The sequence below is a fragment of the Rhodococcus sp. Z13_19A genome, from assembly GCF_058133575.1.
In genome coordinates, this window is sequence record NZ_JBYUNN010000002.1 from 442,056 (window position 1) to 468,977 (window position 26,922).

General features: G+C 72.0%; 29 protein-coding genes and 1 pseudogene. 21 read left to right on the plus strand and 9 right to left on the minus strand.

Annotated features, from left to right (window positions below):
• A complete protein-coding gene (locus tag AC3YNX_RS08725) occupies nt 1-339 on the minus strand; it encodes a hypothetical protein (protein ID WP_489995228.1) in 339 nt (112 codons plus the stop codon).
• Nucleotides 340-496: 157 nt separating this feature from the next.
• On the opposite strand from AC3YNX_RS08725, the gene AC3YNX_RS08730 reads away from it, so the two are divergent.
• Both AC3YNX_RS08730 and AC3YNX_RS08735 read left to right on the plus strand, forming a co-directional pair.
• Nucleotides 497-1,189, plus strand: a complete 693-nt coding sequence (locus AC3YNX_RS08730) for a PaaI family thioesterase (protein WP_489995229.1) — start codon at nt 497-499, stop codon at nt 1,187-1,189.
• 1 nt (nt 1,190) lies between these two features.
• Nucleotides 1,191-2,870, plus strand: coding sequence for an AMP-binding protein (locus AC3YNX_RS08735; RefSeq protein ID WP_489995230.1), 1,680 nt, complete (start codon nt 1,191-1,193; stop codon nt 2,868-2,870).
• A gap of 20 nt (nt 2,871-2,890) precedes the next feature.
• Here the strand turns inward: AC3YNX_RS08735 and AC3YNX_RS08740 are convergent, their stop codons facing one another.
• Complete coding sequence (locus AC3YNX_RS08740) at nt 2,891-3,484, minus strand: TetR/AcrR family transcriptional regulator (RefSeq protein WP_241249759.1); 594 nt, start codon at nt 3,482-3,484, stop codon at nt 2,891-2,893.
• 170 nt (nt 3,485-3,654) lie between these two features.
• Between AC3YNX_RS08740 and AC3YNX_RS08745 the strand changes: the two genes are divergently transcribed.
• The 7 genes from AC3YNX_RS08745 to AC3YNX_RS08775 are packed head-to-tail and all read left to right on the plus strand — an operon-like array spanning nt 3,655 to nt 9,908.
• Nucleotides 3,655-4,209 carry an FAS1-like dehydratase domain-containing protein gene (locus tag AC3YNX_RS08745; protein ID WP_489995231.1) on the plus strand — a complete coding sequence of 185 codons (555 nt, stop codon included), beginning with the start codon at nt 3,655-3,657 and terminating at the stop codon, nt 4,207-4,209.
• Nucleotides 4,206-4,649 carry a Zn-ribbon domain-containing OB-fold protein gene (locus AC3YNX_RS08750; protein WP_489995232.1) on the plus strand — a complete coding sequence of 148 codons (444 nt, stop codon included), beginning with the start codon at nt 4,206-4,208 and terminating at the stop codon, nt 4,647-4,649. Before AC3YNX_RS08745 ends, AC3YNX_RS08750 begins: the two co-directional genes overlap by 4 nt.
• Nucleotides 4,646-5,074 (plus strand): hotdog family protein, encoded by a 429-nt coding sequence (locus AC3YNX_RS08755; RefSeq protein WP_489995233.1) that lies wholly within the window; start codon nt 4,646-4,648, stop codon nt 5,072-5,074. Before AC3YNX_RS08750 ends, AC3YNX_RS08755 begins: the two co-directional genes overlap by 4 nt.
• Complete coding sequence (locus tag AC3YNX_RS08760) at nt 5,071-6,255, plus strand: lipid-transfer protein (RefSeq protein ID WP_489995234.1); 1,185 nt, start codon at nt 5,071-5,073, stop codon at nt 6,253-6,255. The genes AC3YNX_RS08755 and AC3YNX_RS08760 overlap by 4 nt, the downstream gene beginning before the upstream one ends.
• 41 nt (nt 6,256-6,296) lie before the next feature.
• Nucleotides 6,297-7,505 carry a DegT/DnrJ/EryC1/StrS family aminotransferase gene (locus AC3YNX_RS08765; RefSeq protein ID WP_489995235.1) on the plus strand — a complete coding sequence of 403 codons (1,209 nt, stop codon included), beginning with the start codon at nt 6,297-6,299 and terminating at the stop codon, nt 7,503-7,505.
• Nucleotides 7,506-7,558: 53 nt separating this feature from the next.
• Nucleotides 7,559-8,776, plus strand: a complete 1,218-nt coding sequence (locus tag AC3YNX_RS08770; RefSeq protein ID WP_489995236.1) for an acyl-CoA dehydrogenase family protein — start codon at nt 7,559-7,561, stop codon at nt 8,774-8,776.
• Nucleotide 8,777: 1 nt separating this feature from the next.
• A complete protein-coding gene (locus AC3YNX_RS08775; protein ID WP_489995237.1) occupies nt 8,778-9,908 on the plus strand; it encodes an acyl-CoA dehydrogenase family protein in 1,131 nt (376 codons plus the stop codon).
• Between the two features lie 112 nt (nt 9,909-10,020).
• Here the strand turns inward: AC3YNX_RS08775 and AC3YNX_RS08780 are convergent, their stop codons facing one another.
• Entirely contained in the window at nt 10,021-10,641 is a 621-nt protein-coding gene (locus AC3YNX_RS08780) for a malonic semialdehyde reductase (protein WP_127782238.1), read from the minus strand.
• Between the two features lie 78 nt (nt 10,642-10,719).
• Here AC3YNX_RS08780 and AC3YNX_RS08785 point away from each other — a divergent pair, with 78 nt between their 5' ends.
• Nucleotides 10,720-11,079, plus strand: a complete 360-nt coding sequence (locus AC3YNX_RS08785; protein ID WP_489983777.1) for a winged helix-turn-helix transcriptional regulator — start codon at nt 10,720-10,722, stop codon at nt 11,077-11,079.
• 28 nt (nt 11,080-11,107) lie between these two features.
• On the opposite strand, the gene AC3YNX_RS08790 is transcribed toward AC3YNX_RS08785, so the two are convergent.
• Complete coding sequence (locus AC3YNX_RS08790; RefSeq protein ID WP_489995238.1) at nt 11,108-12,403, minus strand: lipase family protein; 1,296 nt, start codon at nt 12,401-12,403, stop codon at nt 11,108-11,110.
• Between the two features lie 214 nt (nt 12,404-12,617).
• Here AC3YNX_RS08790 and AC3YNX_RS08795 point away from each other — a divergent pair, with 214 nt between their 5' ends.
• The 7 genes and pseudogenes from AC3YNX_RS08795 to AC3YNX_RS08825 form a co-directional block, all read left to right on the plus strand.
• On the plus strand, nt 12,618-13,109 hold the full coding sequence (locus AC3YNX_RS08795) for a VOC family protein (protein WP_127782241.1): 492 nt from the start codon (nt 12,618-12,620) through the stop codon (nt 13,107-13,109).
• Between the two features lie 159 nt (nt 13,110-13,268).
• Nucleotides 13,269-16,298 (plus strand): Na+/H+ antiporter subunit A, encoded by a 3,030-nt coding sequence (locus AC3YNX_RS08800; protein ID WP_489995500.1) that lies wholly within the window; start codon nt 13,269-13,271, stop codon nt 16,296-16,298.
• Entirely contained in the window at nt 16,295-16,822 is a 528-nt protein-coding gene (locus AC3YNX_RS08805) for a Na(+)/H(+) antiporter subunit C (RefSeq protein WP_127782242.1), read from the plus strand. The genes AC3YNX_RS08800 and AC3YNX_RS08805 overlap by 4 nt, the downstream gene beginning before the upstream one ends.
• Nucleotides 16,823-16,878: 56 nt before the next feature.
• Entirely contained in the window at nt 16,879-18,393 is a 1,515-nt protein-coding gene (locus AC3YNX_RS08810; RefSeq protein WP_489995501.1) for a Na+/H+ antiporter subunit D, read from the plus strand.
• Nucleotides 18,390-18,941 carry a Na+/H+ antiporter subunit E gene (locus AC3YNX_RS08815; protein ID WP_127782244.1) on the plus strand — a complete coding sequence of 184 codons (552 nt, stop codon included), beginning with the start codon at nt 18,390-18,392 and terminating at the stop codon, nt 18,939-18,941. Before AC3YNX_RS08810 ends, AC3YNX_RS08815 begins: the two co-directional genes overlap by 4 nt.
• A complete protein-coding gene (locus AC3YNX_RS08820) occupies nt 18,938-19,198 on the plus strand; it encodes a monovalent cation/H+ antiporter complex subunit F (protein ID WP_127782245.1) in 261 nt (86 codons plus the stop codon). The genes AC3YNX_RS08815 and AC3YNX_RS08820 overlap by 4 nt, the downstream gene beginning before the upstream one ends.
• Nucleotides 19,195-19,518: pseudogene (locus AC3YNX_RS08825) on the plus strand (monovalent cation/H(+) antiporter subunit G); the annotation flags it as partial. The gene AC3YNX_RS08820 and the pseudogene AC3YNX_RS08825, both read left to right, overlap by 4 nt.
• 140 nt (nt 19,519-19,658) lie before the next feature.
• Here the strand turns inward: AC3YNX_RS08825 and amt are convergent.
• The gene (amt, locus tag AC3YNX_RS08830) at nt 19,659-21,266 is read right to left on the minus strand and encodes an ammonium transporter (RefSeq protein ID WP_127782247.1); all 1,608 of its coding nucleotides are present in this window, start codon (nt 21,264-21,266) and stop codon (nt 19,659-19,661) included.
• 201 nt (nt 21,267-21,467) lie between these two features.
• Nucleotides 21,468-21,884 carry a hypothetical protein gene (locus tag AC3YNX_RS08835; RefSeq protein WP_127782248.1) on the minus strand — a complete coding sequence of 139 codons (417 nt, stop codon included), beginning with the start codon at nt 21,882-21,884 and terminating at the stop codon, nt 21,468-21,470.
• A 108-nt stretch (nt 21,885-21,992) separates the two neighbouring features.
• Here AC3YNX_RS08835 and AC3YNX_RS08840 point away from each other — a divergent pair, with 108 nt between their 5' ends.
• Both AC3YNX_RS08840 and AC3YNX_RS08845 read left to right on the plus strand, forming a co-directional pair.
• The gene (locus AC3YNX_RS08840) at nt 21,993-22,358 is read left to right on the plus strand and encodes a PaaI family thioesterase (RefSeq protein ID WP_127782249.1); all 366 of its coding nucleotides are present in this window, start codon (nt 21,993-21,995) and stop codon (nt 22,356-22,358) included.
• 10 nt (nt 22,359-22,368) lie between these two features.
• Nucleotides 22,369-23,235, plus strand: a complete 867-nt coding sequence (locus AC3YNX_RS08845) for an MBL fold metallo-hydrolase (RefSeq protein WP_489995239.1) — start codon at nt 22,369-22,371, stop codon at nt 23,233-23,235.
• A gap of 12 nt (nt 23,236-23,247) precedes the next feature.
• Here the strand turns inward: AC3YNX_RS08845 and AC3YNX_RS08850 are convergent, their stop codons facing one another.
• Entirely contained in the window at nt 23,248-24,267 is a 1,020-nt protein-coding gene (locus AC3YNX_RS08850) for a PHP domain-containing protein (protein WP_489995240.1), read from the minus strand.
• A gap of 44 nt (nt 24,268-24,311) precedes the next feature.
• On the minus strand, nt 24,312-24,872 hold the full coding sequence (locus AC3YNX_RS08855; protein WP_489995241.1) for a GNAT family N-acetyltransferase: 561 nt from the start codon (nt 24,870-24,872) through the stop codon (nt 24,312-24,314).
• A 92-nt stretch (nt 24,873-24,964) separates the two neighbouring features.
• On the opposite strand from AC3YNX_RS08855, the gene AC3YNX_RS08860 reads away from it, so the two are divergent.
• Complete coding sequence (locus AC3YNX_RS08860) at nt 24,965-25,399, plus strand: MarR family winged helix-turn-helix transcriptional regulator (protein ID WP_164860582.1); 435 nt, start codon at nt 24,965-24,967, stop codon at nt 25,397-25,399.
• A gap of 44 nt (nt 25,400-25,443) precedes the next feature.
• Nucleotides 25,444-26,688, plus strand: coding sequence for a mannosyltransferase (locus AC3YNX_RS08865; protein WP_489984080.1), 1,245 nt, complete (start codon nt 25,444-25,446; stop codon nt 26,686-26,688).
• Here the strand turns inward: AC3YNX_RS08865 and AC3YNX_RS08870 are convergent.
• Entirely contained in the window at nt 26,630-26,920 is a 291-nt protein-coding gene (locus AC3YNX_RS08870) for a 4a-hydroxytetrahydrobiopterin dehydratase (RefSeq protein ID WP_489995242.1), read from the minus strand. The genes AC3YNX_RS08865 and AC3YNX_RS08870 overlap by 59 nt on opposite strands.
• Nucleotides 26,921-26,922: the final 2 nt, after the last annotated feature.

Genomic DNA, 26,922 nt, shown 5'->3' on the forward strand with positions numbered 1-26,922 from the left:
CTAGACCTCGGCAGCGCCCTCGATCAGCTCGTTGCCCAGCTCGCGCAGGCGGGAGTGCATGTTGCCCGGCGGCATCTGCTCGGCGATGAGCACGCACTGGTTGCCCAGGCGACGCATCAGGTCCGCGGCCACGGCCGGGTCGGGTGCGTCGCTCTCGAGCTCGCCGCGCAGCTCGGCGAGCATGCCGCCTATCTCCTCCAGGAGCGGTCCCTCGACACCGTCGAGGCGGTTCTGCCACCGCTCGATCTCCAGCACTCCGCCGGCCAGTCCCAGGTCGGTGGGGCCGGCCTTCAGCGCGCTCGTCGTCAGCTCGAGGTCGTGCTCTGCGGGATCGCTCATCTCTCGAGTATGCGCCCGGAGACGGAGTGGCGTCGGGGCCGCGGACGGGGCCGGTGCTAAGGTCCGATCAAGCGCTTGCTCAACAACAGGAACCGCAGCACCTCAGACAGCCTCGGGGCCGCCGGCCCCGGCCGAACCGACGGAGCACACCGCCCTGATGACGACCACAGCAGGCGCACCGGGCCTGGCCACCACGCCCGCCCTCGACGCCGACCACCGGGAGGCCGCCGAGGACCTGGTGCGCGCGGCCCGCGAGGTGATGCTCGCCGTGGCCACCAGCGAGGCCGAGCCCGCCCAGCTGCGCGCGCACGCGGCCCGGCTGCGGGCGGCTGTCGCGGACATGGGGAGCCAGGGCCGCCCCCGCGCGATCCGCGCGCCCTTCCCCGGCCCCGCTGCCGCCAAGGCCGCCGGGCCGGACCAGCCGTGGGCGCTGTTCCGGTACAACCCGCAGGGCATCCCGATCGACGTCTTCTTCGACGGCACGACCGCGCGGGCGACCCTGCGCACCGACGCCCTGCTGGAGGGCCCGCCCGACCACCTGCACGGCGGCTTCAGCGCGCACCTCATGGACTGCATGCTCGGGGTGCTGCTGCAGGCCCAGGGCAAGCTCGTGGTCACCGCCACCCTGGACCTGCGCTACCTGCACCGCACCCCGCTGGACGCCAGCGTCGAGCTGCACGCCCGCATCCTCGACGTCAGCGGCCGCAAGACGGTGGCCGAGGGCTGGATCGAGGTGGACGGGGTCCGCACCGTCGAGGCTCGTGGCCTGTTCATCGAGATCACCCGCGCCGAGCTGGCGGCCAGGTCGGCCGCCGGCAGCCGGCTCACCGCACCCGCCGTGGAGGTTTGACGTGGAGACGTTCGCCGAGATCGTTCGGTCCCGAGCAGGCGACCAGGCGGTGGGTCTGCGCTTCGGCGACGAGCAGTGGACCTGGGACCAGGTGGTCCAGGAGTCCGCCGACCGCGCGGCGGCGCTCGCCGCGCTGGCCCCGGTGCCCGTGGACCGGCAGGTGCACGTCGGCGTGCTGCTGGAGAACGTCCCGGACTTCGTCTTCTGGCTCGGCGCGGGGGCGCTGGCCGGTGCGGTGGTGGTGGGGATCAACGCCAGCCGCAGCGGGCCCGAGCTCGCCCACGACATCGCCCACGCCGACATCGACGTCATCGTCACCGAGTCCCGGCTCAAGCACCTGGTCACCGGCACCGGTCAGCCGGTGCCCGCCGAGCGGGTGCTGGACGTGGACGACCCCAGCTACCAGCAGCTGCTGGCGCCGCACCGGGGCGGCGCGCTGCCCGAGACGCTGCCCGGCCCGGAGCAGCTGGCGCTGCTGATGTTCAGCTCCGGCTCGACTGGTGCCCCCAAGGCGGTGATCGTCGGTCAGGGCCGTCTCGGTCGCCTCACCGGGGCGCTGGTGGACCGGGTGCGGATGGACCGCTCCACCGTGGCCTACCTGTGCATGCCGCTGTTCCACGGCAACGCGGTGATGCTCAACCTGGCTCCGGCCATGGCCGTCGGCGGCACCGTGGTGCTCACCCGCAAGTTCTCCGCCACCCGCTTCGCCGCCGACATCCACCGCTACGGCGTCACCTTCGTCAACTACGTGGGCCGGGCGCTGTCCTACGTGCTCAACCAGCCGGAGGACCCGCGCGACCGCACCAGCACGCTGCAGCTGGCGTTCGGCACCGAGGCCTCCGAGGTGGACACCGCCCGCTTCCGGGAGCGCTTTGGCTGCGACGTGGTGGAGGGCTACGGGCTCAGCGAGGGGGTCTTCCGCATCGGCAAGACGCCGGACACCCCGACCGGCGCGCTGGGCCTGCCGCAGAACAACGCCGACATCCGCGTCTACGACGAGAACAGCGGGCAGGAGTGCCCCCGCGCGCGCTTCGACGAGTCCGGGCGCCTGCTCAACCCCGAGGCCACCGGACAGATGGTGGCGGTCGGGCTGGCCCACACCTTCGAGGGCTACTACCAGAACCCGGGCGCCATGGCCGACCGCGTCAAGGGTGCGGACTTCTGGTCCGGCGACCTCGCCTACCGCGACGAGGACGGCTACTTCTACTTCGCCGGCCGCTCCTCGGAGTGGCTGCGGGTGGACGGGGAGAACTTCTCCGCCGCACCCGTGGAGCGCATCCTGCAGCGCGTCCCCGGCGTCACGGCGGCGCCGGTGTACGCCGTGCCCGACCCGCGCACCGGCGACCAGGTGATGTGTGCGGTGGAGCTCAGCGCCGGGGCGTCGTTCGACCCGGCGGTCTTCGGCGCCTTCCTGGCCGACCAGCCGGAGATGGGCGCCAAGTGGTGGCCCCGCTTCGTCCGGGTGGTCCAGCAGGTGCCGCTGACCGGCAGCAACAAGGTGAACAAGGCGCCGTTGCGGGCGCAGGCGTGGAACACCGCCGACCCCGTCTTCGAGCGGGTGGGGCGCACCAGCGAGTACGTGCCGCTCGACGACGCCCGGCGCACCCAGCTCGAGGCGGAGTTCCGCGAGCACGGGCGGCTGGCGCTGCTGCCCGCCCCGCTGGAGCAGCAGGTCGGCTGAGCGGCGGGCGCGGTGCCGGGTCAGCCCTGCTGGCCCGGCACCGCGAAGCCGGAGAAGAACAGCGTCGTCATCAGCTCGGCGAACTCCTCCACGGTGTGCCCGCGCCGGTTGGGCCAGTGGTTGGTGGCCCACAGGGTGTCGCGCACCGTGCGGTAGAAGACCTCGGCCGGGATGTCGGTGCGGAAGGTGCCGTCCGCGGCACCGGTCTCGATCGCGGTGAGCCAGTGGGCGCGCACGCCGCGGGAGGCGGTGTCGATGGGCTCGAGCAGCCCGTTGTCGCGCAGGTACTGGCGGTCGTTCTGGTAGATCGCGGTGGGGTGGGGGTGCTCGTCGATCACCAGCAGCGTCTCCCGGATCAACCCGCGGACGGTCTCCGCGGGCGAGCTGGTGCCCCGGTCCACGCGGTCGAAGCGCTCCAGGATGTCGTCCATGAACAGCCGCAGGATCTCGCTGGCGATGGCGTTCTTGGACTTGAAGTAGTGGTAGAGGCTGCCGGAGAACACCCCGGCGGTCTCGCCGATGTCGCGCACGGTCGTGGCGGCGATGCCTTTCTCCGCGAACAGCTCCGCGGAGGACGACAGGATCATCGCGCGTCGATCGGGTGTGGCGGCCACCGGTGTCTCCCACTGTCTGCGGCACCTCTGCTGAGGATGCCGGCCGTTGATGCTAGGGCAGGTCGCCCTCCTGGCGTGCTGTGTCACCGCGTGGTGCGCGCGGTTGCGCCGTCGGGCCTGCTCCGGTGCTACTGTCTGATCAAGCGCTTGCTCAACTAGAAGGGTCCGCCGTGCAGAGCCTGGAGAAGCAGCTCGAGCAGTTCCTGGGGGTGGAGGCGGAGCCGCCCCGCGTCGCCCGGTACGAGGTCAACGCCCCGATGATCCGCAACTGGGTGGAGGCGCACGACGACCGCAACCCCGTCTACGTCGACGCCGAGGCCGCGCGCGCCACCGGGCGCCCGGACGTGGTGTGCCCACCGGCCATGGCCTCGACCTGGGTGATGTCGGGCTACCGCCGCTACCGCGACGTGCAGCGGATGCGCAGCGAGGGAGTGGTGGAGGACTTCGCCTACTCCCGCCTGCTGCAGCTGCTGGACGACGCCGGCTTCACCTCGGTGGTCGCCACCAACCTCGAGCAGGAGTACCTGCAGGAGATCCACCCCGGCGACCACGTCACCACGCACTTCACCATCGAGGCGATCTCGCCGGTGAAGAAGACCGGCCTGGGTGCGGGCTGCTTCATCACCCTGCTGAAGAAGTACGTCAACCAGCACGACGACCTTCTCGTGGAGGAGCGCTTCCGCCTGCTCCGCTTCAACCCCAGCACCCAGGAGGGCGCGGCATGAGCGCACCGACCGAGAACACGCCCGTCCGGTCCACCACGGTTCCGCACCTCGTGGTCACCCAGGACAACGAGTTCTTCTTCACCGCGGCAGCGCAGGGCCGCCTGGAGATCCAGCGCTGCACCAGCTGCGAGACGCTGCGCCACCCCCCGGCGCCGGCCTGCCCGCAGTGCCGCTCCTTCGACTGGGACACCGTGACCGCCAGCGGCCGCTGCACCCTGCACAGCTACACCGTCATCCACCACCCGCAGGACCCCGCGTTCGAGTACCCGCTCGCGGTGGGCCTGGTGGACCTGCCCGAGGGCACCCGGCTGGTCGCCGACATCGCCGGGGTGGACCACGCCGAGCTCAGGCCGGGCCTGGAGCTGGAGATCGGCTTCGCCGAGCACGCCCACGGTGCGGTCCTGCCCCAGCTGCGCAAGCCCGCCGGCGGTGCGGCATGAGTACCGCCACCACCGCCCGCTTTCCCGAGGCCGCGGTGGGCGACACCCTGCCGGTGCTCGAGCTGGACCTGGACCGCACCCTCATCGTCGCCGCGGCCATCGCCTCGCAGGACTTCGAGGACGTCCACCACGACCCGGGCAAGGCCCAGGACCGCGGCACCCCGGACATCTTCCTGTCCATCAACTCCACCAACGGCTTCCTGGACCGCTACGTCACCGACTGGTCGGGCCCGGCGTCGCGGATCGCCAGGATCTCCCTGCGCCTGGGCGTGCCGAGCTTCCCCGGCGACACCCTGCGCCTCGCCGGTGAGGTGACCGCGGTGGACGGCGACGCCGTCACCCTCGCCCTCCGCGGGGAGACCAGCCGCGGAGTCCACGTCACCGCCACCGCCACCGTGGTTCCCACTGCAGGAGGAGCAGCATGAGCACGCGAGGTTTCTCCCGCGACGCCGCCATCGTCGGCATCGGCGCCACCGAGTTCTCCAAGAACAGCGGCCGCTCCGAGTGGCAGCTGGCCTGCGAGAGCACGCTCGCCGCGCTCGCCGATGCCCAGATCGGGGTGGAGGAGGTGGACGGCTTCGCGCTGTTCACCATGGAGACCAACCCGGAGATCGCGGTGGCCCGCGCGCTCGGCATCCCCGAGCTGACGTTCTTCAGCCGCATCCCGCACGGCGGCGGTGGCGCGTGCGCCCCGGTGCAGCAGGCGGCGCTGGCGGTCTCCTCCGGCGTGGCCGACGTGGTGGTGGTCTACCGCGCGTTCAACGAGCGCTCCGGCCACCGCTTCGGCGCCGGCCCGCCGCCGTTCGCCTACAACGCCAACACCGACCAGGAGTACCGCAACTGGATCAACCCCTACGGGCTGCTCACCCCGGCCCAGCAGGAGGCGTTCCTGGCGCGCACCTACATGGAGCGCTACGGCGCCACCAGCGAGGACTTCGGGCGGGTGTCGGTGCTCTCCCGCAAGCACGCCGCCAACAACCCCAAGGCGTGGTTCCACAACCGGCCGATCACCCTCGCCGACCACCAGGCCTCGCGGATGATCGCCGACCCGCTGCGGATGCTCGACTGCTGCCAGGAGAGCGACGGCGGCCAGGCGCTGGTCATCGTCAGCGCCGAGCGCGCCCGCGACCTGCCGCACCCGCCGGCGCTCATCGCCGGGGCCGCCCAGGGGGTGGGGCCGCAGCAGATCTCCATGAGCAGCTACTACCGCGACGACATCGACCGGATGCCCGAGGTGGAGCTGGTGGCCAAGCAGCTGTGGCAGCAGTCCGGCGGCGGCCCGGAGAGCATCGACGCCGCGATCCTCTACGACGCGTTCACCCCGATGGTGCTGCTGCAGCTGGAGGAGTACGGCTTCTGCGGGCGCGGCGAGGCCAAGGACTTCCTCCGCGAGGGCCACGCCGACCTCGACGGACGCCTGCCCATCAACACCCACGGCGGACAGCTGGGCGAGGGCTACATCCACGGCGTCAACGGCATCGCCGAGGGCGTGCGGCTGATCCGCGGCACCTCCACCAACCAGCCGTCGAAGTCCCTCGACAACGTCCTGGTCACCGGCGGCTCGCCCGTGCCGCACAGCGCCATCGTGCTCTCCGCCGACCGCTGAGGCGCCCGCACCGCACCCCTGACCCCTGAAGGAGCACCACCATGACCGAGCGCATCACCTACGCCCGCGCCACCCACGGAGAGGAGGAGATCCAGGCGGTCGTGGACGTGCTGCGCAGCGGCCACCAGGGGCTGCGCATCGGCAAGAACGTGCACGAGATGGAGACCCGCGTCGCCGAGCTCAGCGGCAAGGCGTACGGGGTGATGTGCAACTCCGGGTCCTCGGGGCTGTACCTGGCCATCGAGCTGCTGGACCTGCCCGCCGGCAGCGAGGTCATCACCTCGCCGCTGACCTTCTCCACCGACGTGGCCCCCATCGTGCGGGCCGGGCTGGTCCCGGTGTTCGTCGACGTCGAGCCCAACACCTTCAACGTCGACGTGGCCAAGATCGAGGCGATGGTCAGCGACAAGACGCGGGCCATCCTCATCCCGAACCTGGCCGGCAACTGCCCCGACTGGGACGCCATCCGAGCGGTCGCCGACCGGCACGGGCTCAAGGTCATCGAGGACACCTGCGACGCGCTGGGCCCACGCCTGCACGGCACCCCCACGGGGGCCCGCGCCGACATCAGCGTGACCAGCTTCTCGATGGCCCACATCATCACCTGCGCCGGCACCGGCGGCATGGTCATGGTGGACGACGTGGCGCTGCGCGACCGCGCGCTGCTGCTGCGCCGCTGGGGCCGGCGCTCCGAGCCCAACCTCTTCGGCAGCACCGGCACCGGCCGGGTGTTCCGCGAGGAGCTGGACGGGGTGGACTACGACAACGACTTCATCTTCGACGAGCTGTCCTGGAACTTCGAGCCCTCCGAGCTGGGCGCGGCCTACGGCGTGGTCCAGCTGGACAAGCTGCCGGCCAACTACCGGCGTCGTCAGCAGACCTTCACGGCCTACACCGCGGCCTACGGCGCCCACCCGGAGCTGTTCACCACCCCGGTGCAGACACCGGGCCTGGACACCGCCTGGCTGTGCTACCCGGTGATGATCAACGCCGACGCGCCCTTCACCCGCAGCGACCTGCAGGAGGCCATCGAGGGCGACGGCATCGACACCCGCACGGTGTGGAGCGGCAACATCACCCGCCACCCGATGATGGCTGGCATCGACTTCCGCCAGCCGGAGGAGGGCCTGCCGGAGGCCGACGCGGTGTTCGCCCGCGGGATGACGCTGGGCATGAGCCACGGCCTCACCGACGCCGAGGTGGAGCGCATCGCCGAGAGCATCCGCCGCTTCGCCGCGAAGTGGCAGTAGCCGCGCGCCGGACGACCTGACCACTTCCCCCACCACCCGCAGGAGCCACCCCGATGCACCTGGACCTGTCCGCCGAGTCGAAGCAGCTGCGCCGCGAGCTGCGCGACTACTTCGCCGCCACCATCAACGACGAGGACCGCCGCGCGCTGGTCCACCAGACGGAGGGCGGGCCGGTCTTCACCCGGATCCTGCGCCAGATGGGCCGGGACGGGTGGCTGGGGCTGGGCTTTCCCGCCGAGTACGGCGGCCGGGGGGAGGACCCGGAGGCCCTCTACGTCTTCTACGACGAGGTGATCCGGGCCAACGCCCCGCTGTCGCTGGTCACCCTGAACACGGTGGCCCCGGCGCTGATGAAGCACGGCACCCAGCAGCAGAAGGACTTCTTCCTGCCGCCCATCCTCACCGGTGAGCTGATCTTCGCCATCGGCTACACCGAGCCGGGCGCGGGCACCGACCTGGCGTCGCTGCAGACCAAGGCCACCATCGACGGCGACGAGCTGGTGATCAACGGCAACAAGATCTTCACCAGCGCCGGCGTCTTCGCCGACTGGATCTGGCTGGCCGTGCGCACCGACCCCGACGCCCCGCGCCACCAGGGCATCTCGGTGGTGCTGGTGCCCACCAGCGCCCCGGGCTTCTCGGTCACCGAGATCCACACCGTGGGCGGCATCAGCACCGCCGCCACCTACTACGACAACGTCCGGGTGCCGCTGACCAACGTGGTCGGCGAGCTGAACGCCGGCTGGCAGCTGATCACCCACCAGCTCAACCACGAGCGGGTGGCGCTGGCCGCCCGCGGCGGGGTGGCCAACGAGCTGTTCGCCGAGGTGCTGGCCTGGGCCAAGGAGACGCACCAGGACGGCCGCCGGCCCTACGACCAGCCCTGGGTGCGCGCCAAGCTGGCCGAGGTCTACACGCTGCTCAGCGCGGCCGACCTGATGAACCTGCGGCTGGTGGCCGACGTGGCCGCCGGCACCCTGGGCGGTGGGGACTCCGCGGCGGCCAAGATCTTCGGCACCGAGGCCGTGGTCAACGCCTACGGGATGCTGCAGGAGGTGCTGGGCGCCGAGGGGCTGCTCCGCGCCGAGAGCCACGGCGCCGCCATCCAGGGCCGGGTGGAGGCACTGGCCCGACGGGCCCAGAACAACACCTTCGGCGGTGGCACCAACGAGGTGATGCGCGAGATCGTGGCCGCCAAGTGTCTGGGCATGGCCCTGGCCGCCCGGCGCCGCGAGGACCCGAAGCAGCCCAGCACGAGTGGAAAGAGCTGACATGGAGTTCGAGCTTGACGACGACCTGGCCTCCGTGCGCGAGCTGGCCGGGCAGATCTTCACCGACCTCGGCGAGGTGGACCGGCTCCGCGCCGCCGAGCGCGACGGCAGCGGCTTCGACGAGAAGCTGTGGCGGGTGCTCAGCGAGGCCGGCCTGGTGGGCATCGCGGTGGGCGAGGAGCACGGCGGCGCCGGGCTGGGCACGCTGGGGATGATCACCCTGCTGGAGCAGCAGGGCCGCCGGGTGGCGCCCGTGCCGCTGTGGGCGGTGCTGAGCATGGCCGTGCTGCCGCTGGCCGAGCACGGCTCGCCCGAGCAGCAGCAGCGCTGGCTGCCCTCGCTGCTGGACGGCTCCACCCTGGTCACCGGCGCCTTCGACGTGCCGGCCGGGGTGGCGGCGGTGCTGCGGGCCGAGCCGGCGGGGCAGGGCTGGACCCTGCACGGGGAGGTGCCGGTGGTCCCCGCCGCGCAGCGCGCCGCCGCGGTGCTCGCCCCGGCGCTGCTGCCCTCCGGCGAGGTGATGGTGGTGGTGGTGCCCACCGACCGCGCCGGCGTCACGGTCACCCCGGTGCACGTCACCAACCACGAGAGCGCGGCGGCGCTGAGCCTGTCCGGGGTGGCGGTGGGCCAGGAGGACGTGCTGCCCGGCGACGGCGCGGAGATCACCGCCTGGGTGCGCCGACGGGCCCAGCTGGCGCTGGCGGCGCTGCAGCTGGGCGTGTGCGAGGAGGCGCTGGCGATGACCGCCAGGTACACCTCCGAGCGGGTGCAGTTCGGTCGGCCGCTGTCCACCAACCAGGCCGTGGCGGTGCGCGCGGCGGACGCCTACCTGGACACCGAGAGCATCCGGCTGACCACCCAGAAGGCGGCCTGGCTGATGGACGCCGGGCAGGAGGAGGAGGCGCGGGCGGCCACCCTGGTGGCCAAGTGGTGGGCGGCCAAGGGTGGGCTCCGCGCGGTGCACGCCACCCAGCACCTGCACGGCGGCATGGGCGCGGACATCGACTACCCGATCCACCGCTACTTCCTGTGGGGCCGCCAGATCGCCTTCACCCTGGGCAGCGCGGCCGCGGTGGAGGCAGAGCTGGCCGAGGTGCTCGAGCACGGCGGCGCGATCGGCTCCCCTGCCTGAGCCCGGCGGCCCCCTTCGGGCGTTCAGCTTCGAGGCGTTCAGGGCCCGCAACGCCCTTCTTGGGGGCCGTTGCCGGCGATGCGGGCCCTGAACGCCGGGGGGAGCGGGGGAGTCAGGCCCAGGTGAGGGTGTCGGCCTGCTCCAGGCGGGGCAACCGGTCGAACCAGGCGTTCTCCGCGGCGGGGTGGCCGATGTTGACCACCAGCTGCGAGCGCCAGCGGCCGTCGGCGAAGAACTCCGCGTCGATGCCGGCGTGGTCGAAGCCGGCCATCGGGCCTGCGGCCAGGCCGGCCGCGCGCACGGCCAGGATGAAGTAGCCGGCCTGCAGCGCGGCGTTGAACGTGCCCATGCCGGTGCGCATGGCCTCGTCCGCCTCGAAGGCGTCGCGCATCCCCGGGTTGATCGGGAAGACGGTGGGCAGGTGGTCGTGGAAGCGGCTGTCCACGGCGAGCACGGCGACCGCGGGGGCGGAGGCGGTCTTGGCCTGGTTGCCCTCGGCCATGTGCGGCAGCAGCCGCGCCTTGCCTTCGTCGGTGCGCACGTAGAGCACCCGCATCGGCTGGGTGTTGGCGGCGGTGGGCGCCCACTTGGCCAGGTCCCAGATGCCGGCGAGCTCGTCGTCGGTCACGGGGGTGTCGGTGAAGGCGTTGGCGGTGCGCGCCTCGGTGAACAGGATCTGACGGCTGAGCTCGTCGATCGCGGTACCGGCGGTGGAGCTCGTCGTGGAGGTCACGTGGGTGCTACCTACTTCCTATTGGCTTCGAAAAAACAAGCAACAAGAGAGACGCTAGCACCTGCCTATGATGGTGTGGTGAGTCCAGCTGAGAGTGCCCCCCTGCACGAGCCGCGCGTCTGTGACGCCGCGCTCGCGCGGGCGTTCGGGTTCCTGGGCAAGCGCTGGAACGGCGTCATCCTCGCCACCCTGCTGGCCGGGCCGGCCGGCTTCGCCGTGCTGCGCCGCGGGGTCGGGGGCATCAGCGACTCGGTGCTCTCCGAGCGGCTCAGCGAGCTGAGCAAGGCCGGGCTGGTGCAGCGCACCGTCGCGGAGGGCCCGCCGGTGGCGGTGGAGTACAGCCTCACCCCCGCCGGTCAGGCGCTGCTGCCGGCGCTGAGCGAGCTCACCGCCTGGGCCAGGGACAACCTGCCCGAGGGCGGCTGCCCCAACAGCTGACCGCGCTGCGGCTCAGCCCTGCTGCAGCTCAGCCCTGCGGAGCGCAGGTGCTCGGCGCCGGGCCGGTGCTGCCGGTGGCCGCAGCCACGAAGCGCTCGTAGAGCCAGCGCTGGGCGTCGGGCGCACCGAGCACGAACGGCAGCGCGTGGCCGATGCCGACCCCGGGGAACACCGCCGGCAGGGTGATCTCCTGCAGCTGCACCCGGGTGCCCGGCTGGGCGCACCAGTCCGCGGCGAGCTGGCGAACCTGCCCGATCGGGACCACGTCGTCGTTGGTGCCGCTCCAGAGGTAGACCGGGGCGTCCGGGGTGTGCCGACCCACCCGCAGGTCGGCCAGCGCCGAGGCGAAGGGCTCGGTGAACAGGAAAGAGGTGAACGGCTGACCGTCGACGGTGTACTGGCCGGACTGCTGGAAGCCGAACCGCAGGATGGTCTCGCCCAGGCACTGCGTGCGCACGGCCTGGACGAAGTCCTTGCCGCGCTGGTTCAGCCGAGCGTCGAAGGCGGCCGCCAGCTGGGGGTCGTTGGCGGCGAGGCTGTTGATCGCGTAGCCCAGCGCCCCGGAGAGGATGGTGCCGTCGCTGCCCATCGCCACCGGGACCACGTCGGCCGGGGGAGCCCCCACCGCGCTGCCCACCAGGTTCACCTGCGGGGCGTAGGTGGAGTGCAGCTCGGCTGCAGCCCCCGCCGCCTGCCCGCCCTGGGAGTAGCCGTAGATGCCCACCGGGCCGTCGGCGGGGACGTCGAGGCCGGGCACCTCGCGGCCCAGGTTCTGCGCAGCGGTGGCGGCGTCGAGCACGGCGTGCGCCTCCTCCACCGGGTTGAGGTAGCTGTGCACCCGGTCGGGGGTGCCCAGGCCGAGGTAGTCGGTGACCACCACGTTGGCGCCCGCGGCCAGCAGCGAGGGCAGGGTGATCGCCTCGTACTCCAAGCCCTGGCCGAGCAGCACCGACGGCGCGCACTGGTCGCCCTGACCGATGGTGCCCACCGCGTAGCTGATCAGCGGGCGGTCGCCGCCGCCACGCCACGGGGCGGTGGCCTGCAGCACCGTTCCGGTGACAGCCACGGCCTCGCCGTTCGCGTCGGTGCTCTTGTACATGATCGTGGTGGCGGGCACGCCCAGGTAGGCCACGGTGGCGGGCCGGTGGCGGACGAGGTCGCCGTTGGTCGCGGGCAGCTCCGCGGGTGGCGTGTAGAACGCAGCCCCGCCCAGGGCAGCGTCTCCGGGAGCGGCGGCGCCGGCGGGCGCGGTGGCCAGCACCGTCAGCCCCACTGCGGCCAGGGCGATGACGGGGATGGTCCGCAACCGGTGCCGAGCGAGCATGGGTCCTCACCTCTCCTTGCGGGACAGGTGCGCGACGACTGCCGCGGCAGCGGGCTGCCCGGGCTCACCGTGACACAGCAAGTGGCCTGAGTCACGCACCACGGCGCCGCCGCGCTCGGTGGCCGGTGACCTGCCCTTGTCCTGCTCACCTCGACGTGGCTGGATGGACGGTGGCGGGGGCCAGCGAGGCCCTTGGCGGTGGCCGGAGGTGCGCATGAGCCTGGTGAGTGGACCGATCTTCCAGATCTGCTGGGTGGTGGAGGACCTCGAGGCCGCCGAGCAGTGGTTCACGGACACGCTCGGGGTGCCGCACTGGATGCGGGTGCCCAACGTGGTGTTCGGGCCCGAGCACGCCACGTACCGCGGGGAGCCCGCCGACTTCGTCATCGACGTGGCGCTGGGCTACTTCGGGGAGCAGCAGGTGGAGCTCATCCGGCCGGTGTCCGGGCCCAGCCTCTACACCGAGCACCTGCAGACCAGCGGCCCCGGGCTGCACCACGTGGCCTGGGTGCCCGAGGACTTCGACGCGGCGCTGGAGCAGGCCCGTGCCCAGGGGCTGACGGTCACCCAGTCGGGCACCTTCCCCGGTACCGGCATGGAGTTCGCCTACCTCGACGGCACCGCGGGCGGCGCCCCGCACGTCGAGCTGCTGCGCCTGTCCCCGGACATGGTGGCGCTGTTCGACTCCGTGCGGCACCCGGGCTGAGGCGGCACGCGGCTGAGCAGTCGGCGTGGTCCGATGTGTCCGATTTATCAGTACTGCCCGTGAGCAGGGCAGCATCCACCGGTAAGATGTGGATAAACCTCCCGCCCGTGCTGCCGGACCGTGTGCGTCCGGCTGTGTGACCCACTGACGGAGCTCCCCCTGCTCGTACTGCTGATCATCTATGCCGCCGCGGCGCTGCTCGCGCCTGCGCTCGTGCGCTGGATGGGTCGCAGGGCGTTCCTGGTCCTGGCCGCTGTTCCCGCCGCCGGCCTGGTGTGGTCGGTGCGCACCATGGGCACCGTCCAGGAGATCTACCACCAGTGGATACCTGGCCTGGACCTCAACTTCGTCCTCCGGCTGGACCCGCTCGCCTCGATCCTCTGCGTGCTGGTCACCGGGGTCGGTGCGCTGGTGCTGCTGTACTGCTCCCGCTACTTCGACGACGACGAGCCGCGCCTCGGGCTGTTCGCCGGTCTGATGGTGGCCTTCGCCGGGGCCATGTACGGCTTGGTCCTGAGCGACAACATGCTCCTGCTCTACATGTTCTGGGAGCTCACCACCGTCCTGTCCTTCCTGCTGGTGGGTCACTACGCCAGCAAGGCCCGCAGCCGTCGGGCCGCCACGCAGGCGCTGCTGGTCACCACTGGTGGTGGCCTGGCGATGCTGGTGGGCATCGTGATCCTGGGCCGGCTCACCGGCAGCTACCTGCTCTCCGACGTGGTGGCCGCCGGCCCCGGGCTGATCACCTCGCACAGCTGGCTCACCGGTGTGGGCATCGTGCTGGTGCTCGTCGGTGCGCTGAGCAAGTCGGCCATCGTCCCCCTGCACTTCTGGCTGCCCGGCGCGATGGCCGCTCCCACCCCGGTGAGCGCCTACCTGCACGCCGCGGCCATGGTGAAGGCCGGCATCTACCTGGTGGCGCGGCTGGCACCGGGCTTCGCCGACGCCGCCGCGTGGCGGCCCCTGGTGATCACCCTCGGCCTGGCCGCCATGCTCATCGCCGGGTGGCGGTCGCTGCGGGAGAACGACCTCAAGCTGGTGCTGGCCTTCGGCACCGTCAGCCAGCTCGGCTTCCTCACCGTGCTGGTGGGTGCGGGCACCCGGGACATGGCGCTGGCGGGGATGGCCATGCTGGTGGCCCACGCCCTGTTCAAGGCCACCCTGTTCCTCGTCGTCGGCATCATCGACCACTCCACCGGCACCCGGGACCTGCGCAAGCTCAGCGGGCTGGGCCGAAAGCAGCCACTGCTGGCGGTGATCGCCATTGCTGCGGCCGCGAGCATGGCCGGCGTCCCGCCCTTCATCGGCTTCGTGGGCAAGGAGGCGGCCTTCGACGCGCTGCTGCACTCCGGCCTGCCGGCCACCTGGGGCCTGAGCGCCGGGACGGCCTCCACCCTCACCCTGGTGGGCCTGGTCGCCGGCTCGGCGCTGACGGTGGCCTACAGCCTGCGCTTCGTCTGGGGTGCGTTCGGCGCCAAGGGTGAGGCGGAGCCCAGCGCCAAGGTGCGCAAGCTGCACGCCCCCAGCCCGCTGTTCCTGGTGGCACCCGCCGTGCTCACCGTGGCCGGTCTGCTGGACGGGCTGTTCGCGCCCCTCATCAGCGACATCTTCGCCGACTACGCCGACACCCTGCCCGGCTCCCAGTCCTACCACCTGGCCCTGTGGCACGGCCTCGGCCCGGCGCTGGCGCTCACCGGGGTGGCCTTCCTCGGGGGTGGTCTGCTGTTCGTGGCGCGGGAGCAGGTGGTGCGCCTGCAGTGGGCCAGCCCGCCGCTGGGCAACGCCGACCGGATCTACGACGGCGTGCTGCGCCAGGCCGACGTGCTGTCCCAGAAGCTCACCGGCACCACGCAGCGCGGCTCGCTGCCGCTGAACCTCACCACCATCCTGCTGGTGCTGCTGGTGCTGCCCTCGGTGTTCCTGGCCATCGGCACCGACACCGGTCTCCGGCTGAAGCTGTGGGACGCGCCGCTGCAGGTGGTGATCGGGCTGCTGGCGGTGGTGGCCGCGCTGGCGGCCACCCAGGTGCGCAACCGCCTCGCCGGGGTGCTGCTGGTCGGCGTCACCGGCTACGCCAGCGGCGTCATCTTCGCCCTGCACGGTGCCCCGGACCTCGCCCTCACCCAGTTCCTGGTGGAGACGCTGCTGCTGGTGACCTTCGTGCTCGTGCTGCGCAAGCTGCCGCCGGAGATGCTGGACAGCAACTCCATCGGCCGTCGGGGACCGCGTGCCGCGCTGTCGATCGCGGTGGGCACCCTGCTCACCGTGCTGGGGGCGTACGCGCTCAACGCCCGCAGCACGCTGCCGATCGCGCTGCAGCTGCCCGACCTGTCGTACCTGGAGGCGGGCGGGCGCAACGTGGTCAACGTGCTGCTGGTGGACATCCGCGCCTGGGACACCATCGGCGAGATCTCGGTGCTGCTGGTGGCGGCCACCGGCGTGGCCAGCCTGGTGTTCGGCCACCGCCGAGTGGGCACCGCGCCGCGGGTGTCGGACGTCGACGACAGCGGCGGCGGCTCGCTGCCGCCCCCGGAGAACCAGCCCACCGCGAGCTCCGCCCAGGAGCCCGGCTTCCCGGAGAGCTCACCGCGGTCGCAGGAGGGCACCACCTGGCTGCGCGGCGGCGACGTGATCGACCCGCGCTACCGCTCGCTGATGCTGGAGATCACGGCCCGGCTGGTGTTCCCCACGATCATGGTGCTGTCGGTGTACTTCCTCTTCGCCGGCCACAACGCCCCCGGTGGCGGCTTTGCCGGTGGCCTGGTGGCGGGGCTGGCGCTGGCCGTGCGCTACCTCGCCGGCGGCCGCTACGAGCTGGGCGAGACGTTGCCGGTGGACGCTGGGCTCATCCTCGGCCTGGGTCTGCTGATCTCCGGCATCACCGCCGGAGCCTCGGTGCTCCTGGGCGCCCCGGTGCTGTCCTCGGCCATCATCGAGGTGACGCTGCCGGTGCTGGGCCACGTCAAGCTGGTCACCGCGCTGTTCTTCGACATCGGCGTCTACCTCATCGTCATCGGGCTGGTGCTGGACGTGCTCCGCAGCCTCGGCGCCGGCCTGGACCTGCAGGAGGAGTCCGACGAGGAGGTCCGCGACGCGGACAACCGCGAGTCGCTGGAGGCGGCCAACGCAGGGGACTGGACCGGCAGCGACCCCACGGCTCACACACAGCGAAAGGAGTGGAACCGATGACCGCGAACCTGGGGATGCTCGTCGTCATCGGGGTGCTCTACTCCTGCGGGATCTACCTGCTCATCGAGCGCAGCGTCACCCGGCTGCTGCTGGGAGTGCTGCTGATCGGCAACGCCACCAACCTGCTGCTGCTCACCTCGGGCGGACCCTCCGGGAGCGCGCCGATCGTGGGCCGCGGTGACGGCGGCCCGATGGCCGACCCGCTGGCCCAGGGCATGATCCTCACCTCGATCGTCATCACCATGGGGCTCGCCGCGTTCGTGCTGGCGCTGACCTACCGCGCGTTCCGGCTCAACCGGCAGGACCTGGTGGAGAACGACCCCGAGTCGGCGAAGATCTCCCGCCGCAGCCTGGCCGAGGCTCCCGACCGGGACCGCTCCGACGACCCCGTCACCGGTGAGCCCGCCCCCGAGGTGGACGAGTCGGAGTTCGACCCGTCGGAGTTTGACGTCGAGGACCCCGAACCGGTGGGCGCCGACGGCGTGCCCGGGCCGGGCGGCCGCACCCGGGGGGAGCCGCAGTGATCGCCACCCTCGCTCCGCTGCCGGTGCTGCTGTCGCTGCTCGGTGCTGCCGCCACCATGGTCATGGGCCGCCGGCCCCGCGCGCAGCGGCTGATCAGCATCGTCGTGCTCACCGCCGTGCTCGCGGTGGCGGTGGCCCTGCTGGTGCTCGTCGACCGCGACGGCATGGCCGCGGTGCAGGTGGGCGGCTGGGCCGCTCCGGTGGGCATCACCCTGGTGGTGGACCGGCTCTCCGCGCTGATGCTGGTGGTCTCGGCGGTGGTGCTGCTGGCCGTCCTGCTGTTCGCGGTGGGCCAGGGTGTCAGCGACGGTGACGAGCAACGTCCGGTGTCGATCTTCCAGCCCACCTACCTGGCGCTGTCGGCGGGCGTGAGCAACGCCTTCCTGGCCGGCGACCTGTTCAACCTCTACGTGGGCTTCGAGGTGCTGCTGGCGGCCAGCTACGTGCTGCTGACGGTGGGCGGCTCGGCGGAGCAGATCCGCGCAGGGGTGTCCTACGTGGCGGTGAACCTGCTGTCGTCGCTGGTGTTCCTCTCCGGCATCGGCTTCGTCTACGCCGCCACCGGCACGCTGAACATGGCCCAGATCGCCCAGCGGATGCCCGACGTGCCGGAGGGAACCCGCAACGCCATCTTCGCGGTGCTGCTGGTGGCGTTCTGCCTCAAGGCCGCGGTGTTCCCCATGTCGGCGTGGCTGCCCAACAGCTACCCGACCGCACCGGCACCGGTCACCGCGGTGTTCGCCGGCCTGCTCACCAAGGTGGGTGTCTACGCCATCATCCGCACCCAGACGCTGCTGTTCCCGGGTGGGGCGATGGACCGGGTGCTGATGGTGGCCGGGCTGCTCACCATGCTGGTGGGCATCCTGGGCGCGCTGGCCCAGAACGACATCAAGCGGCTGCTCAGCTTCACCCTGGTCAGCCACATCGGCTACATGGTGTTCGGCATCGCGCTGTCCTCGCAGGCGGGCCTGTCCGGCGCCATCTACTACGTGGTGCACCACATCGTCGTGCAGACCTCGTTGTTCCTGGTGGCCGGGCTGGTGGAGCGCCAAGGTGGCTCCACGTCGCTGCGACGCCTCGGCGGCCTGGCCGTGGCCAGCCCCCTGCTGGCGGTGCTGTACTTCATCCCGGCGATGAATCTGGGTGGCATCCCCCCGTTCTCCGGCTTCATCGGCAAGACCTCGCTGCTGCAGGCCGGGGTCGCCGACGGCAGCGTGCTCGCCTGGGCGCTGGTGGTGGGCAGCGTGCTCACCAGCCTGCTCACCCTCTACGCCGTTGCCCGGGTGTGGACCAAGGCGTTCTGGCGGCCCCGCGAGGATGCTCCCGAGGGGGAGCTGGCCGAGACCGGCCCGCTGGCCAAGGTCCCCGCCGCCTCGGACACCGCGGTGGCCGAGAAGGTCGGGCCCATGCCCGCCAGCATGCTGGTGCCCACCATCGGCATCATCGGGGTGAGCATGCTGCTCACCGTGCTCGCCGGCCCACTGGTGGGCATCACCGACCGCGCCGCCACCGACCTGCGCCAGCCGGCGCACTACGTCGAGACGGTGCTGGGGCCGGGTGCGGGCCGATGAAGATCCTGCGCCGCAACTCCCTGCACGGCGCCGCCGTGGTCGCCTGGCTCGCCTCCGTCTGGGTGCTGCTGTGGGGCAACATCTCCGCCGCGAACATCCTGGGCGGCATCGTCGTGGCCATCGTCATCCGCACCCTGCTGCCGCTGCCCCCGGTGCCGGTGGAGAGCCGGGTGCACCTGTGGGCGCTGGTCAAGCTGGTCGCCCACGTGGTGTGGGACCTGGTGGTCTCCAGCACCCAGGTGGCGCTGCTGGCCATCCGCCCCGGACCACCGCCGCGCAGCGCCGTGGTGCGCACGCACATGCGGGTGGAGTCCGAGCTGGTGCTGGCCCTCACCGTCACCACCCTCACCCTGGTGCCGGGATCGATCGTGATGGAGATCGACCGCACCAACCGGGTGATCTACTCGCACGTCCTCGACGTCCGCTCGGAGAAGGACATCCGGCGCTTCAAGGAGCAGGTCCGACGCCTGGAGGACCGGTTCATCGCGGCGTTCGAGTCCCCGGACGAGCCGAGCGCGGTGTCCCCGAGCGGGGGAGGTGTGCGATGACCGTGCTCGCCGTCGTGCTCGCCGTGATCTTCACCCTGGCCGGTGCGTTCACCGTGGTCCGCATCGTGCGTGGCCCCACCACGCTGGACCGGGTGGTGGCGGTGGACGTGCTGGTGGCCGTCATCCTGTGCGCGCTGGGCGCGCAGGCCGCGGTCACCAAGGACTCCTCCACGGTGCCCGCCATCGTGGCGCTGTCGCTGCTGAGCTTCGTCGGCAGCGTGAGCGTCGCCCGCTTCCGAGTGAGGGACGACCAGTGAGCACCTTCCTCGACGTGATCTCCGGCATCGCCCTGCTCGGCGGTGCGCTGCTGGCCCTGACCGCCTCGATCGCCCTGGTGCGCTTCCCCGACACCATGTCGCGCATGCACGCCGGCGCCAAGCCGCAGGTGCTCGGCCTGCTGCTGGTGCTGGCCGGCGCCACCATCCGGCTGCGCGGCAACGTCGACGTGGGGATGCTGGTGCTGGCCGGGATGTTCCAGCTGATCACCGCCTCGGTGGTCGCGCACCGGCTCAGCCGCGCGGCCTACCGGGAGCGGGACCGCTGCGTGCGCGCCGACCTGCTGGTGGCCGACGAGCTGGCCGAGGACGAGGGCACCGGCGAGGCGATGTGCGAGTGCGAGGTGCCGCCGCCGGTGGCCCAGCCCCGCCCGGAGCCGGCCGTGCGCGAGGAGCCCGTGCACGCTCAGTCCCCCAACGGAGTGGGCCGGGGCTAGCCGGGCTACAGGGTGCTGACCTCCTGCTGGTGCAGGGACCGCGGCTCCACCCCGGCGCGGTTGAGGGCGGCCACCACCTCCGGCAGCCGCGACTGGTCCACCAGCACCTCCACCCGCAGCCGGTCGTGGAAGCTGGACTGCTGCAGGCTCCCGCGGAACATCGCCGAGCGCAGCTCACCGGTGTACACCGCGGCGCTGGTGAGCTCCAGCGACTGGGCGCCGGCCGCCAGCAGGGCGTCGCGCAGCTCGTCGACCTGCTCGCTGCGCACCGTGGCCGTCACCAGGCGCAGGGCCCCGTGCCCGTCGCCGCCGGCGTCGGCCGGGGTGAGGCGGTGACCGTTGGTGCGGGCCGGCACCGCCGACTCGGTGAGCCGGCTGGTGACGTCGCCCAGCGCGTAGCCGGTGGCGCCCTGCTGCACCTCGTCCAGGTGGTCCTGCTCGTCCAGGGGCTCGCGCAGGCCGATGGTCAGCTGCACCGCCATGGCGATGATCCAGCTGACCACCAGCGAGAAGACCACCACGCTGACCAGGGCCACCACCTGGTGCCACAGCAGGCTGCCGCCACCGCCGTAGAACACCCCGTCGGCGCCGACGGGGTTGATGTCGCTGCTGCCGAAGAACCCCAGCAGCAAGGTGCCCAGCACGCCGCCGAGGAAGTGCACGGCGATGACGTCGAGCGCGTCGTCGTAGCGCAGCAGGAACTTCAGCCGCACCGCCAGGTTGCACAGCAGGCCGGCGATGAGCCCGATGGCGACGGCGCCGCCGGTGCTGACGAAGCCCGCGCACGGGGTGATGGTGGCCAGCCCGGCGATCGCGCCGGAGACGGCGCCCACCAGGGTGGAGTGGCCGCTGGTGAGCTGCTCCACCAGCAGCCAGGTGAGCATGGCGGCGGAGGCGGCGATGTGGGTGTTCATCATGGCCTGCGCGGCCACTGCGTCGGCCTGCAGGCCGTCACCGGCGTTGAAGCCGAACCAGCCGAACCACAGGATCCCGGCGCCGACCAGCATGAGCGGCAGGTTGTTGGGGGAGGAGGCGGTGCTGGACCACCCCTTGCGCCGGCCGACCACCAGCAGCACCGCGATCGCGGCTGCGCCCGCCGAGGCGTGCACCACCATCCCGCCGGCCCAGTCCTGGGCGCCCAGGTCGGCCAACCAGCCCTGTGGAGCCCACAGCCACCGCGCCACGAGCGGGTACACGACGATGGACCAGATCACCAGGAAGCACACCCAGCCGAAGAACTTGAGCCGCCCGGCCACCGCGCCGGTGAGCAGCGCCGGGGTGATCACCGCGAACATCATCTGGAACGCCACGAAGGCCAGCGCCGGAATGGTGACCGCTCCGGCGACGGTGTGGAACTGCGGGGCGTCCACCTCCAGCAGCGAGAAGGCGTCGACGTTGCCGATGACGGAGTTGCCCTCGTTGGAGAACGCCAGGGTGTAGCCGACGATCACCCAGGTCAGGGAGATGACGCAGAGCGGAATGATGTTCTGCATGATCATGGTGAGCACGTTGTTGACGCGCACCATCCCGCCGTAGAACAGCGCCAGGCCCGGCGTCATGAACATGACGAGCGCCGCGCAGACGAGCACCCACGCGGTGTCGCCGGCGTTCATCGCCAGGTCCCGAGGTCGAGTGCCGGTGACGGGCTGCAGCTTCGGTACATGGCGACCACCAGTTTCGTGTCTGGTTCACGGGAGCTGTCGCCGAGCGCTCCCCGCCTCGGCGCTGCACGGGCCTCATTAGTCTACCGGCAGAAAAATTGCAACCAAAGTGTGGGAATTCACCACAAACGGGCGGGCGGACGGGGTTCCGGTTCAGCGGCGGCGCACCCGGTTCTGGGCCCAGGTGATACGCAGCCCAGGAACCGCCTGCGGCGGCACGCCGGGCAGGCTGAACACGGAGCCGTCGCGCAGCTCGATGCGGGCCTGCTCGTCGCCAGGACGGGGGTCGAGCACCCAGCGGACCTCCCACCACGGCACGAAGATGCGCCGCATCACCAGGCGCAGCCCGTCCGGGGTGACCACCGTCAGCGGGACCAGCCAGATGGCCGCGATGCCCAGCGCGGCCAGCGGCACCAGCACCACCCAGGCGATGCTGTGCGAGGCGATGGTGAACATGACCAGCCAGGCCATCGTCATGCCGAACAGCATGGTCAGCCAGGTGCGTGCGTAGCGCGCCCCGCGGAAGCGGCCCAGCGCGGGTCGTTGGTCGTCGTCGTCCCTGCGTGCCACTGATCGAGGATATCGCCGGGCCCCGAGCGCGCCGCGGGCCCCGGTTGTCCGGAAGGATGGGGCGCCTGGCCACCGGGCCGGAGCGCGACCGACACCGAGGAGCAGCACATGACGGGCTTTGCGGAGCAGCTGGGACTGCAGCCGGGCACCACCGAGGACGGTCGGGCGGAGCTGGACTTCACGGCGACCGAGGAGCACCTCAACCCGGCCGGAGCCGTGCACGGCGGGGTGCTCGCGACCCTGGTGGACACCGCGATGGGCCTGGCCGTGCGCAGCCGCACCGGCGAGGACGACTCCCCGGCGACCAGCCAGCTGACCATCACCTACCTGCGGCCGGCCAAGCCGGGGGAGCTGCGGGCGGTCGGCAAGATCCGCACCCAGGGCGAGCACCTGATGGTGTGCGAGGCGGAGGTGCTGCAGGGCGAGGAGTCGGTGGTGCACGCCCTGGCCACCTTCGCCCTGCTGCACCGCTGAGGCCCGACCCGTGTCCGGCCCCGGCGGCGGTGACCCCGCGACCGACGACGTCCACCCGATCTGCGTGACCTGCGGGGTGCAGTACGACCCGCTGCTCGTGGTGGACGGCCGCTGCGTCGTGTGCGAGGACGAGCGGCAGTACGTGGGCTGGGACGGCCAGCGCTGGACCACGCTGGCCGAGCTGGCCGAGCAGGGCCACCAGACGGTGCTCCGCCAGGAGGGCGCGCTGTGGGGCGTCGGCACCGAACCGTCCTTCGCCATCGGGCAGCGGGCCCTGCTGGTGCCCGGCGAGGGCGGGAACCTGCTGTGGGACTGCGTGTCCTACCTCGACGCGGAGACCGTGGCCGCGGTGGCCGAGCAGGGTGGCATCGCGGCGGTGGCCGTCTCGCACCCGCACTTCTACTCCTCGGCGATCGCCTGGAGCGAGGCCTTCGGTGGTGTGCCGGTGTACCTGCACGCCGCCGACGCAGAGTGGGTCTGCCGCGACGGCAACATCGTCTCGTGGACCGGCGACACCCTGGAGGTGCTGCCGGGCCGGACCCTGCTGCGGGCCGGGGTGCACTTCGCCGGCGGCACGGTGCTGCACTGGGACGGTCGCGACGCCGGCGGCGTCACCCTCGCCGAGCCCGCGCTGTGCACCGGCGACATCCTCACCGTGGTGATGGACCGGCGCTACGTCTCCTTCATGTACAGCTACCCCAACCACGTGCCCGAGTCGCCCGCGGTGATCGACCGGGCGCTGCGGCTGCTGGAGCCCTGGCCGTTCGACACCATCTACGGCGGCTGGTGGCGGCGGGTGGTCACCGTTGACGCCAAGCTGGCCGTGCAGCGCTCCGCCGAGCGGTACCTGGCCCGGCTGGAGCACGAGCCGGACTAGTGCCGGGGCGGACTAGGGGCGGGAGCGCCGGGTCCAGGCCAGCAGGTCCGCCACCGGCCAGGTGTTCACCACCCGGTCGGGGTCGACGTCGCACTCCTCGGCCCGCGCACAGCCGTAGGCCTGCCAGTCCAGCTGGCCGGGGGCGTGGGCGTCGGTGTCCACGCTGAACAGGCAGCCCGCGGCCACCGCCTGGCGCAGCAGCCGACGCGGCGGGTCCAGGCGCTCGGGGCGGCTGTTGATCTCCACCGCCACGTCGTGCTCGGCGCAGGCGGCGAACACCGCCTCGGCGTCGAAGTCGCTCTCCGGGCGCACCCCCCGGTCGCCGGTGACCAGCCGGCCGGTGACGTGGCCGAGGACGTCGGTGTGCGGGTTGCGCACGGCGGCCAGCATCCGCGCGGTCATGGCGGCTCGGTCGGTGCGCAGCTTGGAGTGCACGGAGGCCACCACCACGTCCACCTCGCCCAGCAGCTCGTCGGTCTGGTCCAGCGTCCCGTCCACGTTGATGTCGCACTCGATGCCCGACAGCAGCCGGAACGGTGCCAGCTGCTCGTTGACGGTGGCCACCAGGGCGAGCTGCTCGCGCAGCCGCTCGGCGGTGAGGCCACGGGCGACGGTCAGCCGCGGGGAGTGGTCGGTCATGGCCAGGTACTCGTGGCCCAGCTCGACCGCCGTCGCCGCCATCTCCTCCACCGGGCTGCCGCCGTCGCTCCAGCTGCTGTGGCAGTGCAGGTCGCCGCGCAGCTGCGCCAGCAGCTTCTCCCCGCCCTCCACCAGGTGGCCGGCGGACTCCTCCAGCCGGACCAGGTAGTCGGGGGTGTGCCCGGTGTGCGCCTGGGTGATCACCGCGGCGGTCTTGGGGCCGATGCCGCCGAGGTCGGTGAGCGTCCCTGCCGCCACCCTCCGGTCCAGGTCGGTGGGGGAGAGCCGGGTGACGACGTCGGCGGCGTTGCGGAAGGCTTGCACCCGGTGGCTGGCCTCGCGGGCACGCTCGAGCAGGAAGGCGATCCGTCGCAGGGCCGTCACCGCGTTCATGGGGTGAGGCTAGCCAAGGTGGGCGGGGCTAGCCCAGAGGAAGATCAGCCGCTCGGCACCAGGACCTTGGTGAGCACCTCGAGCTCCAGGTCGTCGCGCAGCGGCACGCCGAACCGCTCGTCGCCGTAGGGGAAGGGGCGCCGCTCGCCGGTGCGCCGGTAGCCGCGACGCAGGTACCAGGCGATCAGCTCGGCACGCTGGGTGATCACCGTCAGCTCCATCGTGGAGCAGCCCAGCTCGGTGACGGCGCGGCGCTCGGCCTCGGCCAGCAGCAGCCGGCCCAAGCCCTCGCCCTGGTGCCCCGGGCGGATGCTGAACAGGCCGAAGTAGGCCTGCCCGGGAGTGCCCTGCCCGGGCGTGGGGCCGGTCAGCTCGCAGCACCCCAGCAGGGCCCCGTCCGCCGCGCACAGCAGCAGCACCTGGGTACCCGGCCGGGCCAGCAGCTCGCGCACCTGCCCGGTGTCGGTGCGCTGGCCCCGCAGCAGGTCCGCCTCGGTGGTCCACCCGGACCGGCTCTCCTCGCCGCGGTAGGCCAGCTGCACCAGCGCCGCGACCGCCTCGACATCGGTGTCCTGGGCAGTGCGGAAGGTCGGGGAATCGGTCACCACGGTGCTAGTCCTACGCCACCGGGATGTAGCGGGCCCGTGCGGGTTCGCGGGCCCGACCGGTGTGACCTGAGTCGCTATACATTGGAGAGGTGAGCGTCCGGCACCCGCACGACATCGTGGAGCACGAGCTGGCGGTGCTCTTCCGTCGGGCCCGCTCGTTCTCTGGCGAGCTCGCCCGCGAGGTGCACCCCGGCCTGGAACCGGCGGCCTACGCGCTGCTGCAGCGGGTGGAGGAGGTGGGCGAGGTCCGGCTCACCGACCTGGCCGCCTTCTACGGCGTGGGCAAGCCGACGCTGAGCCGTCAGGTGGGGCTGCTGCTCAAGCTGGGCCTGATCAAGCGGGTGGAGGACGCCGCCGACCGCCGCTCGGCCAAGCTGTCGATGACCGACGACGGACTGGTGCGGCTGGCGCACGCCCGCACCGCCCGGCGCCAGCGCTTCGCCCGGCTGCTGGACGACTGGTCGGCGGAGGACGTGAGCCGGTTCGGGGAGCTGCTGGTGCAGTTCAACCGCATTCAGGACTGAGGCCGACGAGGCTCTAGGGTGGGCGGGTGCGACTCCAGCAGGTCATGTCCCGGGCCCTCGCGCTGGTGCAGTCGCACTGGTGGCTGGCGCCGCTGGTCCTCCTCGTCTCCGGTGCCTCGCGCCTGGTGCTCAGCTTCCTCACCCGCACCGGGCTGAACATGGTGGACCTGCGCGTCTACAGCTTCGGCGCGCAGTCGCTGGAGCGCGGGGAGCTCTACACCTTCACGTTCTCGGAGATGACCCCCAACTTCCCGCTGCCCTTCACCTACCCACCGTTCGCGGCGCTGCTGTTCTTCCCGCTGCACTACGTGCCCATCACCGCCCTGGCCGTGCTGTGGCTGGTGGTCACCATGGTGGCGCTGTGGGGCGTGGTCCGCCTGAGCCTCACGCTGCTGCTGGGTGCGGAGCGCTCGGCCGAGCCCTTCTGGCGCAACGCCGCCATGTTGTGGGCCGCGGTGGGGATCTGGATGGAACCGGTGCGCACCACGCTGGACTACGGCCAGGTCAACGTGTTCCTGGTGCTGGGGGGCCTGGCCGCGGCCACCACCAGCCGGTGGTGGCTGGCCGGCGGCATCGTCGGCGTGCTGGCCGGGGTGAAGCTGACGCCGGCGATCACCGGCCTGTACTTCCTGGCCCAGCGCCGCTACCTGGCGGCGGTGTTCTCCGCCGTGGCCTTCGCCGCCACCATCGCCATCAGCTTCCTGGCCATCCCGGACGCCACCCGCACCTACTTCGGTGAGCTGCTGGGCAAGGCGGACCGGATCGGCCCGGTGGGCTCGGCCATCAACCAGTCGCTGCGTGGGGTGCTCAGCCGCTTCGCCGGCCACGACGTGGGCACCGGCCCGGTGTGGGTGGTGGCGGTGCTGCTGGCTGCGGCGCTGTGCGTGTGGGCCTGGCGGGGCCTGGCCGCCGACGACCGGCTCGGCACCTTGGTGATCGTCCAGCTGTTCGGGCTGCTGGTCTCGCCCATCTCGTGGAGCCACCACTGGGTGTGGCTGGTGCCCGCCGTGCTGTGGCTGGCCCACGGCCCGCTGCGCCAGACCAGGCTGGCCTTCGTCGCGAGCCTGGTGTGGGTGGTGGTCATGCTGATCGGGGTGATCGCGCTGCTGCTGCTGCAGCAGCCCAGCATCTGGGAGTTCGAGCGGCCCCTGCTGGAGTCGATCTCCGGCGCGATCTACCCGGCCGGCACCGCCTTCATCCTGGTGCTCATGGGGTTGCAGCGGCGTCTGGTCAGGCCTCGGCCAGCAGTGCCGCAACCTGCTGTGCCAGCTCCACGTCCCGTTGCGTGACGCCACCGGCGCTGTGCGTCGTGCACGCGAAGGTCACGGTGCGCCAGCGGATGTCGATGTCCGGGTGGTGGTTGCGCTGTTCTGCGACCTCGCCCACCGCGGCCACCAGCGCCAGCACGGCGGGAAAGCTCGCCAGCTCGGTGGTCAGCTGCAGGCGGTTGTCGGTGAAGGCCCAGCCGGGCAGCTCGGGCAGCGCCGACTCGATCTCCGCCCGGGTCAGCAAGGTCGCCATGG

What these genes read in the sequence shown, in the direction of transcription:
- AC3YNX_RS08805 (WP_127782242.1), top strand. Translation starts at nt 16,295, where the DNA reads ATGACCGCGAACCTGGGGATGCTCGTCGTCATCGGGGTGCTCTACTCC.
- AC3YNX_RS08775 (WP_489995237.1), top strand. Translation starts at nt 8,778, where the DNA reads ATGGAGTTCGAGCTTGACGACGACCTGGCCTCCGTGCGCGAGCTGGCC.
- AC3YNX_RS08870 (WP_489995242.1), bottom strand. Translation starts at nt 26,920, where the DNA reads ATGGCGACCTTGCTGACCCGGGCGGAGATCGAGTCGGCGCTGCCCGAG.
- AC3YNX_RS08810 (WP_489995501.1), top strand. Translation starts at nt 16,879, where the DNA reads ATGGTCATGGGCCGCCGGCCCCGCGCGCAGCGGCTGATCAGCATCGTC.
- AC3YNX_RS08765 (WP_489995235.1), top strand. Translation starts at nt 6,297, where the DNA reads ATGACCGAGCGCATCACCTACGCCCGCGCCACCCACGGAGAGGAGGAG.
- AC3YNX_RS08850 (WP_489995240.1), bottom strand. Translation starts at nt 24,267, where the DNA reads ATGAACGCGGTGACGGCCCTGCGACGGATCGCCTTCCTGCTCGAGCGT.
- AC3YNX_RS08730 (WP_489995229.1), top strand. Translation starts at nt 497, where the DNA reads ATGACGACCACAGCAGGCGCACCGGGCCTGGCCACCACGCCCGCCCTC.
- AC3YNX_RS08795 (WP_127782241.1), top strand. Translation starts at nt 12,618, where the DNA reads ATGAGCCTGGTGAGTGGACCGATCTTCCAGATCTGCTGGGTGGTGGAG.
- AC3YNX_RS08820 (WP_127782245.1), top strand. Translation starts at nt 18,938, where the DNA reads ATGACCGTGCTCGCCGTCGTGCTCGCCGTGATCTTCACCCTGGCCGGT.
- AC3YNX_RS08840 (WP_127782249.1), top strand. Translation starts at nt 21,993, where the DNA reads ATGACGGGCTTTGCGGAGCAGCTGGGACTGCAGCCGGGCACCACCGAG.
- amt (WP_127782247.1), bottom strand. Translation starts at nt 21,266, where the DNA reads ATGAACGCCGGCGACACCGCGTGGGTGCTCGTCTGCGCGGCGCTCGTC.
- AC3YNX_RS08815 (WP_127782244.1), top strand. Translation starts at nt 18,390, where the DNA reads ATGAAGATCCTGCGCCGCAACTCCCTGCACGGCGCCGCCGTGGTCGCC.
- AC3YNX_RS08760 (WP_489995234.1), top strand. Translation starts at nt 5,071, where the DNA reads ATGAGCACGCGAGGTTTCTCCCGCGACGCCGCCATCGTCGGCATCGGC.
- AC3YNX_RS08865 (WP_489984080.1), top strand. Translation starts at nt 25,444, where the DNA reads ATGTCCCGGGCCCTCGCGCTGGTGCAGTCGCACTGGTGGCTGGCGCCG.
- AC3YNX_RS08790 (WP_489995238.1), bottom strand. Translation starts at nt 12,403, where the DNA reads ATGCTCGCTCGGCACCGGTTGCGGACCATCCCCGTCATCGCCCTGGCC.
- AC3YNX_RS08725 (WP_489995228.1), bottom strand. Translation starts at nt 339, where the DNA reads ATGAGCGATCCCGCAGAGCACGACCTCGAGCTGACGACGAGCGCGCTG.
- AC3YNX_RS08755 (WP_489995233.1), top strand. Translation starts at nt 4,646, where the DNA reads ATGAGTACCGCCACCACCGCCCGCTTTCCCGAGGCCGCGGTGGGCGAC.
- AC3YNX_RS08750 (WP_489995232.1), top strand. Translation starts at nt 4,206, where the DNA reads ATGAGCGCACCGACCGAGAACACGCCCGTCCGGTCCACCACGGTTCCG.
- AC3YNX_RS08770 (WP_489995236.1), top strand. Translation starts at nt 7,559, where the DNA reads ATGCACCTGGACCTGTCCGCCGAGTCGAAGCAGCTGCGCCGCGAGCTG.